This window comes from Mucilaginibacter sp. UR6-11, assembly GCF_020880695.1.
GTDB lineage: Bacteria > Bacteroidota > Bacteroidia > Sphingobacteriales > Sphingobacteriaceae > Mucilaginibacter.
The window spans coordinates 85107-99499 of record NZ_JAJIWO010000011.1 but is presented as its reverse complement, the minus strand read 5'-3'; the positions used below and the strand labels follow the sequence as shown (position 1 = coordinate 99499).

The window sequence follows — 14393 nt, the reverse complement described above, 5'->3', positions numbered from 1 at the left end:
TTAGGCTGATCGAACAAAATATTTTTAGAAAGTAATTAATTGTCCTGATGAAAAAAGCCCTTCTCTTATTGTTATTACTACTCAGCGTAACCGCTTTTAGTCAGTCTAAAATAAACTACGGGCATAACGATAGCGTTGGCCGGTTTTATGACGTTCGGGGCATTAAAATGTATATCGAAGTTTACGGCAGCGGCAAACCGTTATTATTGATCCACGGCAATGGTGGCAATATGGCATCGTTTAGCGGCATCATACCCTATTTCGCTAAAAAGTATCAGGTAATTGCTGCCGACAGCCGGGCGCATGGCCGTACCAAAGACGACCGTGACTCATTAAGCTTTGAAATGATGGCTGATGATTTTGACGCGCTGCTTACCGCCATGCATATTGATTCGGCTTATGTTTTGGGCTGGAGCGATGGAGGTATTAATGCCTTGGTTCTGGCAATGCGGCATCCGGGTAAAGTGATCAGGCTTGCATCAACCGGGGCCAATTTGGTGCCTGATTCTACCGGCCTGATCCCGTCTTACTGGAAAAGCGAGGAAAGGGACTATAAAGAATGGCAAACCAAAATGCCGTTAAAGGATGCCAAAACGAAAAACACCTATAAGATTTTCCTGCTGGACTGGCTGCAACCCAATATCCCGTTTAGTGCGCTGCGGGCCATTAAAGCGCCGTCGCTCATCATCGGCGGCGACCATGACCTTATCCCGGTGCATCATACCGTTGATATCTATTTAAACATCCCCAATGCTTCGTTATGGATAGTACCCAACTCGGGGCATGCTACGCTTAATGAGCACAGGGATGAGTTTAACAAAATAGTTGATGATTTTTTTACCATGCCGTTTAAAAAGCGATAGCAATAAACTTACAACACTCTTACTTTAATATTCTTAAACGCTACCGGCCCATGATGATCCTGTAACTGGATACGTCCTTTTTCAACGGTACCAAATACCGGCTCAACTTTGCTGAATTTGCTTTTTGCTACCCCGGCCAGGTATTCGTCGCTGCCGCGGGTGTATTCTAATACTTTAAGGCCATTTACCCAGTGCTGTACCTTTTTACCTTTGGCCACAATACGTATGGTGTTCCACTGGCCCGGCGGGTTTACTTTTTTATTAGCCTCAATGGGTGGCAATACATCATATAATGAACCCAGCAGGTGGTTAGGCAATTTATTATCCTCGCCCAAAACATCATCTATGATCTGGAACTCGCAGCCCAGGTTGCCACCTTTTTCATATTTATGACAAAAGTATTTAATACCAGTGTTGGTGCCGGGCTCAATGTTAAAATCGGCGCTGAATTCAAAATCACCATATTCATCCGTAGTATAAATATCGCCGCCTTTAGCGTCTTTTTTTAGCGTTAAAGCGCCATTTACAACTTCCCAGGCACCCGGGGCAGCCGTAACCGGCGATCCATCTCCGTTTACCCAGCCGTTTGCGCTTGTGCCATCAAACAATAGTTTCCAATGTGCGGCAGCTTCTTTTTTGGTTAAGGTATTGTCTTTCGCCTTTTGGCTGAAGGCCGAGGTTATAACAACGCCCATCAGCAGGGTTAAAAATAATTTCTTCATGGTTCTTATTGGTGTAAGTCAAAAATAATTAAAATTTATCGCAACAGGGCATTCAGTATCAGTATGCCAATCAATCCTATTACAGATACCAGCGTTTCCATTAACGACCAGGACAAAAAAGTATTTTTCATGCTGAGGCCGAAGTATTCTTTAGTGACCCAAAACGAGGTATCGTTAACATGCGAACAAAACAAACTTCCCGCACCTATTGACAGCACCATTAAGTTAGCATCAACCGGAACATGTTGCATTAAGGGATAAATAATCCCGGCGGCTGTTAGTCCGGCAACCGTTGCCGAACCCAGGCATAATCTTAAAACGGCGGCTATGATCCAACCTAATAACAACGGCGGCAGGCTGAGGCCCTGTAACGTCATGGCTATTTGACCGCTTGCACCGCTATCTAAAAATATCTGTTTTAATATCCCGGCGCTGCCAATTATCAGTAATATCATGGCTACTTCTTTTACCGCATCGGCATACACATTCATTACCTCGTTTAATTTCATGCCCTGGCGCATCCCTAAGGTCCAGGTAGCAATGGCGATGGTCTCCATCATAGCTATACTCGGATCGCCTAAAAAGGCGGCAACATTTTTTAACGGCGCGTTATTTCCTGCAAAACGAATTACCAGCGTGCTCAATCCGATAATAATAACCGGCAAAAGTGATGAAAGAATACTGTTGGTTAATCCGGGAAGCTTGTCCGCGGGCATTTCCTGCACAGACATGGCTATTACTGACTGCGACGGCATATTACGCAAAAGCCTGGCAAACAACGGCCCGGCGATGATAATGGTTGGTATAGCCACCGCGAACCCATAGATGAAAACTTTGGTAATGTCTGCATGGAACTGCGTTGTCAGCGCCATAGGCGATGGGTGCGGCGGCAAAAATCCGTGCATAACGGACAGGGACGCCAGCATCGGAATCCCCACATAAACCAGCGGCAATTTATACCGGTTGGCAACCGAAAAGATAATGGGGATCAACAAGAAAAAACCAACATTATAATATAAGGGTATGCCCACTATAAAACCGGTGGCGCACATGGCCCAGGTAATATATTTTTCGCCAAAAGCATTGCGCATTGAAGTGGCAATTTTTTGTGCCGCGCCGCTCACTCCAACCAGCTTGCCCAGCATTGAGCCCAGGACAATAATAATAACCAGCGACCCCAGCATATCACCAAGCCCTTTATTTACTGACTGGACGATATGCGTTAACGGCATACCCAATAACAGGGCAGCCATTAATGATATAACCAAAAAGGTAAGGAACACGTTTAGCCTGGCCCAGGTTACCAGCAATATCAGCGTTACAATGCAGAGGACGAGGGTTAGTATGACCATACAGCTATAAGTGTTTTTGTCATTGCGATACGAGGAACGAGTGAGAAATCTTAACCGTATTAGAGGTCGCTCGTATAAGATTTCTCACTCCGTTTCGAAATGACATGTTGTTTAAGTTTTCTATAATTAATGCGAATCCCTTAACACTTCTGATCCCGATCCGCCTACCAGGAAATCCAGGTCGGCACCTTTGTCTGCCTGTTGTACGGTGTTAACATAAAGGTTAACATACCCGCGCCCTGATGCCAACGGCGGTGCTATCCACTTGCTACGGCGTGCCGCCAGTTCTTCGTCAGATACTTCTAAATGAATTGACTTGCCGGCGACATCCAGCTTAATCATATCGCCGTTTTCAACCAACCCCAGATTACCGCCAATGGCCGACTCGGGCGATACATGCAATATCACGGTACCAAAAGCCGTACCGCTCATCCGGCCGTCAGAGATGCGCACCATATCAGTTACGCCTTTATCCAATAGCTTTTTGGGCAGTGTCATGTTGCCCACCTCGGGCATGCCGGGATAGCCAACCGGGCCCACGCTTTTTAAAACCATAACGCAGGTTTCGTTTATATCCAGGTTAGGGTCATCAACCCGGTCGTGGTAATCTTCAATGTTTTCAAATACCACGGCCCGGCCCCGGTGCTGCATCAGCGCAGGTGTTGCCGCCGATGGTTTAATTACCGCCCCGTTTATAGCAAGGTTACCTTTCAGTACCACAATGCCGGCCTCGGGTATAACAGGACTTTCAAATTGGTGTATCACCTGTTCATTATATATGGTGCCGGCGGTTTCAATGTTTTCTTTATGCGATTTTCCTGTTACGGTTAGGGCATCAAGATCTAACACCGAACTCATTTGTTTAATAATGGCCGGCAACCCGCCTGCATAATAAAAATCTTCCATCAGGAATTTGCCCGACGGCATGAGGTCAAGCAACAAAGGCATTTTACTGCCGATATGGTCAAAATCCTCCAGGTTTAATTCAACCCCAACACGGCCCGCTATGGCTGTTAAGTGGATCACGAAGTTTGACGAACCGCCGATGGCTGCGTTAACCTTGATCGCATTCTCAAAAGCAGAACGGGTTAAGATCTTTGACATTTTAAGGTCCTCCTTAACCATCTCTACTATGCGCCTGCCGGATAACTGGGCTATTCTTTTACGTCTTGAATCAACAGCCGGGATAGCCGCGCCACCGCTTAATGACATCCCTAATGACTCAACCATACAGGCCATAGTTGACGCGGTGCCCATCGTCATGCAGTGGCCGGGGCTGCGCGACATGCAGCTTTCGGCCTCAGCAAATTCAGCAGGGCTCATTTTGCCCGTTTTCAGGTCATCCGTAAAAGTCCACACGTTAGTGCCCGATCCGATATCGTGCCCTTTGTATTTACCATTCAGCATCGGCCCGCCCTGTACCACAATGGTTGGCAGATCGACACTGGCGGCGCCCATTAAAGTGGATGGCGTAGTTTTATCGCAGCCGGTAAGCAGCACCACGCCATCAATAGGATTGCCCCTGATTGATTCCTCGGTATCCATGCTGGCCAGGTTTCTGAACAACATGGCGGTTGGTTTTAGCAGGGTTTCGCCTAATGACATGATGGGGAACTCCAGCGGGAAACCACCGGCCTCCAGCACGCCGCGTTTTACACTTTCGGCCAGATCACGCAAATGGGCATTACACGGGGTAAGTTCAGACCAGGTATTGCAGATGCCGATTACCGGACGGCCGTCAAACATATCCTCGGGCATTCCCTGATTTTTCATCCAGCTGCGATAGATGAAACCCATTTTATCTTTCTTGCCAAACCAGTCGGCGCTGCGAAATGTAGACATAATTCTTATAGTGAATTTAATTCCCGGAATATGCGGCACCTTGTCCATACCAGACAACTGCATCGATCTTATAAAATATCCGTTATTTTAAAATTGGTGTTATTATTTGCAAAGTAGCAAATCTTTAAATAAAACAATTAAAAACTATATAGGCTAAGGTTGTTCACAATTTATTTTTATAAAATATAATTACCCTTATAAAAGAAGGCTGACAATTACAAACATACTGACAATCAGGAAATTAAATTGTGAACAAAATGAACAACAAATTATTATTTTATATTTTCTATCTTCAAAGAACCTAAACCATATCACGTGTAAGAACAACTGTATTAGCGCATGCCAATTAGGGGGTTGGCATACCGTTATTTAGTTTGAGTTGGTTAATTTGCCGGTATAACTTAGGTTATGCCGGCATAATTATTCTTATCTCCTTCACGCGCAATCTTATAAAGCATTTCTCCTGGATCTTCGCAAATATAATAGGTGTCATTCGAATGAAGATTAAACTCAACCCCGCCAAAAAGTGAAATAAAACAATCTAAAAATTCAAGAACGGACAAAATAGCTTACTAATTAAGCATACCGTGGAAATATAATATAAGATTGGCTTTCAACTGTAATATTTTCCTTACACCTGTTATTATTTGGTTACACAGTATTAGTTTTTTAAATAGCTTTATAGCTGTAAACCAAGATTATGCCTTTTAGAAGAACCTTGTTGACGCTTGTGCTGTTAAGTACAACCGCTAACCTATTTGCACAAAAAAACGATTTAAAGCTATGGTACGATAAACCGTCGGGTAGCGTATGGGAAAAAGCTATGCCCGTTGGCAATGGCCGCCTGGCCGGGATGGTATACGGCAATCCCGCACGCGAAACCATCCAATTAAACGAAGCCACACTGTGGAGCGGCGGCCCGAGTCGCAACGATAGCAAGGGCTCTTTAGCCGTGTTAAAAGAAGTACAACGCCTGATATTTGAGAATAAACGTAAAGAAGCCGCTGCTATAGCCAGTAAGGCTATGCGCTCAAACCCTGATAATGGCATGTGCTATCAGCCGGTGGGTAATGTGTATCTTAACTTTCCGGGCCATAAGCTGTATGAAAATTATTCCCGCGACCTGGATATCTCCAAAGCCATAACAACCACAATTTATACAGTTGATGGCGTAACCTATAAACGCGAAGTATTTGCATCCAATGCCGACCAGGTAATTGTGGTGCATCTATCCGCAAGCAAACCTGCCAGCCTTACTTTTTCGGCGGCTATGTCCAGCCCGCAAAAGTCAGCTGTGGTAACCAGGGGCAGGAATGAGGTAATGCTGTCAGGCGTTTCGGGCAGCCGGGACGGCGTGAAAGGGAGGGATAAATTCCAGGCATTGGTAAAAGTTAAATTAGACGGCGGCGAGGTTTCCGCATCTGACACCTCGGTTAATATAACCAAAGCAACATCGGCAACCTTATTTATTTCCATAGCTACCAACTTTGTAAAATACGACGATGTAAGTGCTGACGAGTCGGCGCGGGCCAACGCTTATCTGAATAAAGCCTGGTCAATCCCGTATTCAATACTGGTGAGCAATCATGTCGCTGCCTATCAAAAGTACTTCAACAGGGTAAAACTTAACCTGGGCTCGACTGATTCTGTTAAAAACCCAACCGATAAACGGATCAATGATTTTGCCGGCGGCAATGACCCGCAGTTGGTTGAGCTATATTTTCAGTTTGGGCGGTACCTGTTGATCTCGTCCTCACAACCGGGCGGACAGCCTGCCAACCTGCAGGGCATCTGGAACAAGGAAATGAGCCCGCCCTGGGGCAGTAAATATACCATCAACATTAATACCGAGATGAACTACTGGCCGGCAGAAGAGACCAACCTGGCCGAAATGCACGAGCCGCTGATACAAATGGTTAAAGAGCTAAGTGAAACCGGCAAAGAAACCGCTAAAGACATGTACGGCGTGGGCGGTTGGATGGCGCACCATAATACCGACCTGTGGCGCATTACCGGTCCTGTAGACGGTATCTATTCGGGCCTGTGGCCGTCGGGCGGCGCCTGGTTAAGCACCCAGCTTTGGGACAGGTACCTGTACAATGCGGATAAAACTTATTTGAAATCCGTATATAATACGTTGCGCGGTGCGGCCCAATTTTACCTGGAGTTTTTGATTGAGGAGCCTGAGCACAAATGGCTGGTTATATCGCCTTCCGTATCGCCGGAGAACAACCCTGAAGCCTATGGCAACGGGATAGCTATTGACGCGGGAGTTACCATGGATAACCAATTGGTTTTTGATATTTTTAGTGAGGTTATTGCCGCCGCTAAGGTTTTAAATGTAGATCAAGATTTCGCTGCCAAAATAAAAGCCGCCCGCGACCGTTTACCCCCGATGCAAATAGGTCAATACGGCCAATTGCAGGAATGGCTGCATGATTTGGATAGCCCCCATGACCATAACCGTCACGTATCGCACCTGTATGGCTTATATCCAGGAAACCAGATCTCGCCTTACCGTACGCCCGAGCTGTTTGATGCCGCACGTACCTCTTTGATCTACCGTACTGATGTATCAACCGGGTGGAGTATGGGCTGGAAAGTTAACTTATGGGCCCGCCTGTTGGATGGGAACCATGCGTTTAAGCTGATACAAAACCAGCTTACGCCTACAGGTAAAAATCGCGGCAGCTCAAATAATGGCGGCGGAACCTATCCAAATATGTTTGATGCCCACCCGCCGTTCCAGATTGATGGCAACTTTGGCTGCGCTGCAGGCATTACCGAAATGCTGATGCAAAGCGCAGACGGCTCTTTAAATTTATTACCTGCCCTGCCGGATGCCTGGCCAAGCGGAACAGTAAGCGGCCTGCGGGCACGCGGTGGTTTTGAAATTGTAAGCATGAAATGGAAAGACGGCAACCTGGCCGAAGTAAAGATCCGCTCGACGGTTGGTGGCAATTGCCGGTTACGTGTGCCAAACAACATAAAATTACAGGGCGGCACATTAAAAATTGCAAAAGGAGCAAATACCAACTTCTTTTACCGGAACGAGGAAACCGCCAAGCCCATCATATCAGACAAAGCGCAGCTAAAGCCAACCGGAGCCAGGCCTACTTTATTATATGATTTTGCAACGGTAGCAGGTAAAACCTATACATTGGTAGGGATATAATTAACATAAGCCACATTATTTAAAAGGGAAGCATCTAACAACGATGTTTCCTTTTTGCCATTACTCTTAGTATCCGGCAACGTTTGTAGAGGCTGACATTATAATATCTCAGTTAAAAAAATAACGCGAAAAATTAAGTTATACGAAACCTTTTATAAGATACTTAACGTATAAGTAAATTAATTATAAACCGATCTGTCCCCCCCATAAAGATCGAAAAGTTGTTGAATGGTTATTATTGAACGGGCTTGCCTTTGGGCAACCAGCGTCTTCGTTTAGGTATAGCTTGTGGTAGTTGGACCTACAATTATTGTTATTAATACTACTAAACAATTAATAAACACTAATTCTTACAATTATGAAGAAAGCAAGTATCTTAATGTTGGGCGCATGTGTTGCGTTTTTAAGTTGCAGTAAAAAAGAGGGGGCTCAAAATCAGGTCCCTCCGGGCAAAACAACTTTGGGTTCAGTCCCGTCAGCCGCTATTACAGGTTCATTTAACTCGTGGGACCCCGCCGATGCTACTACTGCTTATAACGCATTTAATACGGCGTGTTATAACCCTGCTACCAAGCTGTATTACAGTACCACGTTAAAAGATAACATAGCGGCTATCTGGACCAACGCCATCTTTTGGGATATGGCAATGGATAATTATATCCGCACGCGTACATCAGCAGCACTTACCCGGGTAAACGATATGTATACCGGAGGGTATAACCAGTACGCTCAATACGACTGGAACAACACCACGGTATGGTTTATTTATGACGACATGATGTGGTGGGTGATGGCTTTGGCGCGCGCCAATCAAATTACCGGCAACGCCACTTATTTAACCACCGCCCAGGCCGGTTTTGACCGTGTGTGGGCCGGATCATATGACCCGACAAATGGCGGCATGTTTTGGGATTTTAACCACTCGGGCAAAAACTCGTGCATTAACTTTCCAACCGTTATTGCTGCCATGCGTTTGTATAACCTAACCGGCAACAGTGCGTATCTAACAAAAGCACAATCTATTTATACCTGGGCAAAAGCTAATCTAACCAATACTTCAACGGGCCAGGTTTATGACAATAAAATCGGCACCAACCCTCCGGGCGGTACTGATTATACCTATAACTCGGGCACAGCCATTGGCGCTGCCTTTGCACTTTACAAACAAAGCGGCAACAGCGCCTACCTTTCTGACGCTACCCGCTATGCCGACTATGTAAAAAACAACATGTGCAACGCGCAGGGCATTTTACCTGCCGAGGGCGATTTTAATGAGCAGGGCGTGATGAAAGCCATCTTTGCTGATTACCTGATGCAGCTGATAAACGAGGGTGGACAAACCCAATACCTAAGCTGGGTTCAAACCAATGTTGATACTGGCTGGGCAAACCGCGATCCGTCCCGTAATTTAACTTACCGTAATTACGCCGTTGCCTGCCCAACGGGCTATATACAAACTTATGAGGCTTGCAGCCTGGTAGCTTTTATGCAGCTGTATCCGGGGGTTACTTTTTACCAGAATACTTTATATGGCGGTACCGTAACCGGCACTATCCCAAAAGGAAATTATACCCTGTCGCAGCTAACGCCCTACGGCTTCGTGAACGATTGGGCATCATCAGCAAAAGTACCTGCGGGATGGACAGTAACCATGTACGCCGATGACAATTTCACCGGCCAGGCATGGACGCTGCCTGCTGGTGATACGCCACATTTTCCGAATCTTACGCCGACGGCCAATGATTTGGTTACATCGGTAAAAATTCAATAGTGCATTCAACCTAAATCTAAAAAAGCATAACCGGCCGCTGCCGGTTATGCTTTTTTTGTGACATGGCATTTGCACAGCAATCCGTATCTTTGCGGCAATGCAGCTAACAGACACACCGGCAAGTATTTGGGAAAAGGGTTACAATAACTATGGGCCATGGCTTAAAGAGAAGTACCCCGGGCACCGCGTATTTAAGGTTATTGTCGACGGCAACTTTACCTGCCCCAACCGCGACGGCAGCAAAGGTTTTGGCGGCTGTACCTATTGTAATGTCGATTCATTTACCCCATCAGTAAGCCGTAATGCCAGCACCATTAAGCAACAGGTGATGGAGGGTATGGAGCGTGCCCGTAAAGGCAATAAGGCCGATAAGTTTATCATCTACTTCCAGCCCAATACCAATACCTATGCTCCCGTACATTATTTAAAAGCCCTGTATGACGAGGCGCTGAGCTATTGCCCCGAGGATATTGTGGGCCTGAGTGTAGGTACCCGCCCCGATTGTATCGACGCTGAAAAGATAGCCCTGCTGGAAAGCTATACCGACCGCTTTGATGTCGACCTGGAAATGGGCATGGAGAGCATCTATAACGAAACGCTTGACCAGATAAACCGCGGTTGCAGCCACGACGATTTATTAACTGCCCTGAAACTGGTTGAAAACAGCAAACTCGATATTTGCGTCCATACTATTTTTGGCTTCCCGTGGGAAACCCGGGAAATGATGCTAAAATACGCTGACGAGATAAACCGCCATCCGCAAATAAAATTTGTAAAGTTTCACCACCTGCATATCGTTGAAGGATCAGTTATGGGGGTGAAATACAAACGCGAGCCTTTTAAACTATTCGGCCTTGACGAATATGCCGGGTTTCTTTGCGAGCTGTTGCCGCTGGTAAGGCCGGACGTAGTGATACAGCGCCTGTTTGGTTTGAGCGACCGCGAATTACTCATCGCCCCAAACTGGGGATTAAAGAAATCAGAAATACAATATTATATCGACCAAAAGATACTAAACAGCGGCGTTGTACAGGGCAGTGCAGTTAACGCCAGGCAGTTTTCAGAGGACAACACCCAATAAATCAGTCACCTGTAAACCGGGAATTGCAAACTGCCAGGCGGCGGCATCACTTTTGCACTAAAAGCACGAACAAGTATTTTAAATACAATTAAATAATAGGTCGTTTGGCACAAAAACCTGTACAAAACTACTTTCCGGCTTTAACCGGCGTGCGTGCATTGGCCGCATACCTGGTTTTTGTATCACATTACTATTATGTATTTGATGATTCTTTTCCTCATATTGTGCAACGTTTTCTTGGTGAGTTCCATATCGGGGTATCTATCTTCTTTGTGCTATCCGGCTTTTTAATCACTTTCAGGTATTACAATAATTTTCATTTAACAGCCGACTGGTTTAAGCAATATCTTAAAAACAGGGTGGCGCGGATATACCCCATGTATGCCCTGCTTACCCTTTGCGCTTTTATTTATTACTTTTTTACCAAAGACGAAAGCATAACCCGGGGCTATCAAAACCCGGTTTGGTTAATGGTAATGAACATCACGTTTATCCGCGGTTTCTTTTACCGTTTTTGGGATACCGGCATTGCACAGGGATGGAGCCTCACTGTCGAGGAATGCTTTTATTTTTCGGCGCCAATCATCTTTCTTATCGCCAAAAAATATGGCAAATTTTATATACAGCCATTGGTATTAACTGCCATTGCTGTTGTATTGGTACTAATATTTAGCCAAGTTAACTGGTATGGCTTTTTCAGCAATTTTCCGTTTGTAATGCTGTTTACTTTTTTTGGGCGCTGTTTTGAGTTTTTTGTTGGCATACAACTGGCCCGCATTGTATTAAACAAGGGTTTTGAGCGTACCAATAAAATAGTATACACCTATTTAGGTTTCCTGCTGATATTTTTATGTGTGCTGGTTATGGCCCTGCAGCCCATACCCAAAGGCTGGGCAGCCGGGGTTGAAAGCCCGACTGGTATCATCGTCAATAATTATTTTTTATGTCTGGCAGTGGCTTTGTTTTTTTATGGCATATTAACGGAAACTACTGCCTTAAAAAGATTGCTGGCTATGCCATTTGTCGAACTATTGGGTAAAAGCTCCTATATATTTTACCTGATCCATTTAGGCTGGCTCTATAACCTTATCCATAAAGCTACCGAATGGTTAAACAACTATGTATTTGAACTGTATGATAAGTGGGGCGTAAACTGGCACTCACCATTTGAGTATGATAAATTGAATTTACTTTATGCCTTTATTTTGCTGAACGCACTGTCAGTTTTACTTTTTAAAACGATAGAGGAACCGCTCAATCATTATATCCGTAAATCAGATTTCCTGATCAGGAATAGAGCGCGTAATCCTGATAATAATTCGGTAGCGATAAAATAAACCCGACCCTATGCTGAAAAGGACAACTAATATATTTAAGGGCCTGATAAAAATAATTTCACTGTCGGTGGTTATTCTGGGTGTACAATTGCCCGGGAGCGCCGATGCACAAACGCATGACGGCACGCCGGCATCCGTCCCGGCAAAAGACGAAACCGGCGATGACGGTGAAATATCAACTATTTTAACCCCGGCCAATAAAAATGCTTTTTTTGATAACAAGGCCCAATATACCTTTGAGGTGAAAAACACCACACCTAATGACCAGATTGGAAAGGTATCATACCGGGTTACTACAGAAACCGGCAAGTTTTTACGTGAGGATTCCATCAAAGTGAGGATCGGCAAAAAAAGCGCTGAAAAATATAATTTTGAGATCCCCGCCAATGGCGTTGGCTTTTACAAACTCAGTTTCATCATCAATGTAAGCGACTATGATGATACGATAAAAAAGGTATTTGGTATAAGGCCCGAGCAAATTGTATCGCAATACCAAAAACCGGCTGATTTTGAAGTATTCTGGCAAACTGTAAAAGACGAGCTGGCTAAAGTGCCGCCCAAGTTCAAGGTAGTTGGCATCCCTAAAATGGATGAAGATAACCGGCGCGTATACGCGATTGAAATGCAGTCGTTAGGCAATATGATGATCAGGGGCTGGATGACCATGCCAAAAACACACAACAAAAACCGCAAGTTTTCTGTCCTGCTTGGCCTTCCGGGATACCAGGTTGCTTTAAATCCGTTAATGGGTTTGGATGATGACCTGGTAATTATAACCTTAAATGTAAGGGGCCAGGGAAACAGCCGCGGGCCGGTTGATACCCGCAGGGACGAGTTTATTTTTTATCACATCGAAGATAAAAACAAGTACGTTATGCGTGGTGTAATTGCTGACTGTTTACGTGCCGTTGATTTTATTTGTGCGCAACCAGACCTTCGGCATGACCAGATACTGGTATCAGGTGGCAGCATGGGCGGGTTCTTGGCCGTGGCAACCGCCAGTTTAGATAAAAGGGTACGGCTTTGCTCGGCGCAAAATCCTATCCTATGCGACATACGTAACCTGGTTGGCGAAGTAAAATGGCCCATTAGCGACATTACCAAATATGTTGCGACACAGCCCGGTTTAACCATGAATAAAGTATTAGACAACCTGGACTATTTTGATGTTAAAAACTTTGCCACCAATTTAACCTGCCCTACCATAATGGGTATAGGTTTGCTGGATCCGTTTGCCCCGCCAAATAATGAATATGCGGCTTATAATAACATTAAACCCAGTAAACGCATAATGGTATTTAAAGACCTTGGCCACGAAATATCTATTGCCTACAAAGAATTGGAAGGCCGCTGGATGCGCGACACCTTTGCATTATTTTAAAGAATGATATGAAATTTACTAAAAGCCGGCTAAGATTTCTTGTAACGGCAACAATACTTTTTTTTACAATGCAGCCTGATAGTTACGGCGGCGCTTTTCCGGTGCGGCCGGGCAGTTTAGTTTTATCGCCGTCTGTAAATTATTTCTTTGCCAACAAAGGATGGGATTCTTTGCGTAAACGTAATCCGTTTGCTGCGGGCGGGCGGTTTCAATCTGTCAGCTACTCATTATATACAGAGTATGGCATCAGCAAGCGTTTCGCAGTGGTGGGTACCCTTCCGTTTGTAATGAACAATTATCGCGACAACAGCGGCTATAACAGCCAGACCAACGGACTGACAGACCTTGAAGTGGGCCTTAAATGTTATGTGGCCAATATTAACTATATCTATTATTTTTCTGTACAGGGTACCTTTATTATGCCGTTATATACCAACAACGTTAATTTAGGTTATGGCGAAAAAGGCGCAGAATTAAAAGCATCATTTGGCGGCAGCGGCCATGTTTTGGGCAAAAATTATTATTTCACGATAGAGAATGGTTTAAGACAATATTTTGGCACAGCGGGGCCATTACAGGACAGGTACACTGCCACGTTCGGCTTAACGCTGGACAAGAAGTTCAAACACCAGCTGTCCTTTTCGGCGGGTGGTTTTTACTCCACCAGCAGCCTTAGCAGCACTTATGATCCGGCGCATATCGCCAGCAATAAAAACTTTGCTTTTAACCAGGTTTCATTAAGCTATGGCTATGCCTTCAGCAAGCGCCTGTCGTTGTTTTTATCGGCAGGTACATTTATTAACGGGCGCAATACCGGCGACGGATCAAGCGCTTCAGCATCATTAATTATAAGGCCTTTTTAGTGTGTA

General features: G+C 45.1%; 10 protein-coding genes. 7 read left to right on the top strand and 3 right to left on the bottom strand.

The annotated features are described in order from the left end of the window. The first annotated feature begins 47 nt into the window (after positions 1-47). Positions 48-863, top strand: coding sequence for an alpha/beta fold hydrolase (locus LJ658_RS19550; RefSeq protein ID WP_230548242.1), 816 nt, complete (start codon positions 48-50; stop codon positions 861-863). An 8-nt stretch (positions 864-871) separates the two neighbouring features. Here LJ658_RS19550 and LJ658_RS19545 read toward each other — a convergent pair whose 3' ends face one another. The 3 genes from LJ658_RS19545 to LJ658_RS19535 all read right to left on the bottom strand — a co-directional run bounded on the left by LJ658_RS19545 (position 872) and on the right by LJ658_RS19535 (position 4779). Further along, on the bottom strand, positions 872-1585 hold the full coding sequence (locus LJ658_RS19545; RefSeq protein ID WP_230548241.1) for a DUF1080 domain-containing protein: 714 nt from the start codon (positions 1583-1585) through the stop codon (positions 872-874). 35 nt (positions 1586-1620) lie between these two features. Further along, entirely contained in the window at positions 1621-2937 is a 1317-nt protein-coding gene (locus LJ658_RS19540; RefSeq protein ID WP_230548240.1) for a gluconate:H+ symporter, read from the bottom strand. 126 nt (positions 2938-3063) lie between these two features. Then, positions 3064-4779 (bottom strand): IlvD/Edd family dehydratase, encoded by a 1716-nt coding sequence (locus tag LJ658_RS19535; protein ID WP_230548239.1) that lies wholly within the window; start codon positions 4777-4779, stop codon positions 3064-3066. A gap of 700 nt (positions 4780-5479) precedes the next feature. Here LJ658_RS19535 and LJ658_RS19530 point away from each other — a divergent pair. The 6 genes from LJ658_RS19530 to LJ658_RS19505 all read left to right on the top strand — a co-directional run bounded on the left by LJ658_RS19530 (position 5480) and on the right by LJ658_RS19505 (position 14387). Next, the gene (locus tag LJ658_RS19530; RefSeq protein ID WP_230548238.1) at positions 5480-7954 is read left to right on the top strand and encodes a glycoside hydrolase N-terminal domain-containing protein; all 2475 of its coding nucleotides are present in this window, start codon (positions 5480-5482) and stop codon (positions 7952-7954) included. A 358-nt stretch (positions 7955-8312) separates the two neighbouring features. Next, on the top strand, positions 8313-9725 hold the full coding sequence (locus LJ658_RS19525; RefSeq protein ID WP_230548237.1) for a glycoside hydrolase family 76 protein: 1413 nt from the start codon (positions 8313-8315) through the stop codon (positions 9723-9725). Between the two features lie 97 nt (positions 9726-9822). Beyond that, positions 9823-10806 (top strand): TIGR01212 family radical SAM protein, encoded by a 984-nt coding sequence (locus tag LJ658_RS19520; protein WP_230548236.1) that lies wholly within the window; start codon positions 9823-9825, stop codon positions 10804-10806. A 104-nt stretch (positions 10807-10910) separates the two neighbouring features. After that, positions 10911-12143: an acyltransferase gene (locus LJ658_RS19515; RefSeq protein ID WP_230548235.1), complete on the top strand. Its 1233-nt coding sequence runs from the start codon at positions 10911-10913 to the stop codon at positions 12141-12143. Positions 12144-12153: 10 nt separating this feature from the next. Further along, a complete protein-coding gene (locus tag LJ658_RS19510; protein WP_230548234.1) occupies positions 12154-13524 on the top strand; it encodes an acetylxylan esterase in 1371 nt (456 codons plus the stop codon). A 68-nt stretch (positions 13525-13592) separates the two neighbouring features. Beyond that, a complete protein-coding gene (locus LJ658_RS19505; RefSeq protein WP_230548233.1) occupies positions 13593-14387 on the top strand; it encodes a hypothetical protein in 795 nt (264 codons plus the stop codon). Positions 14388-14393 lie beyond the last annotated feature (6 nt).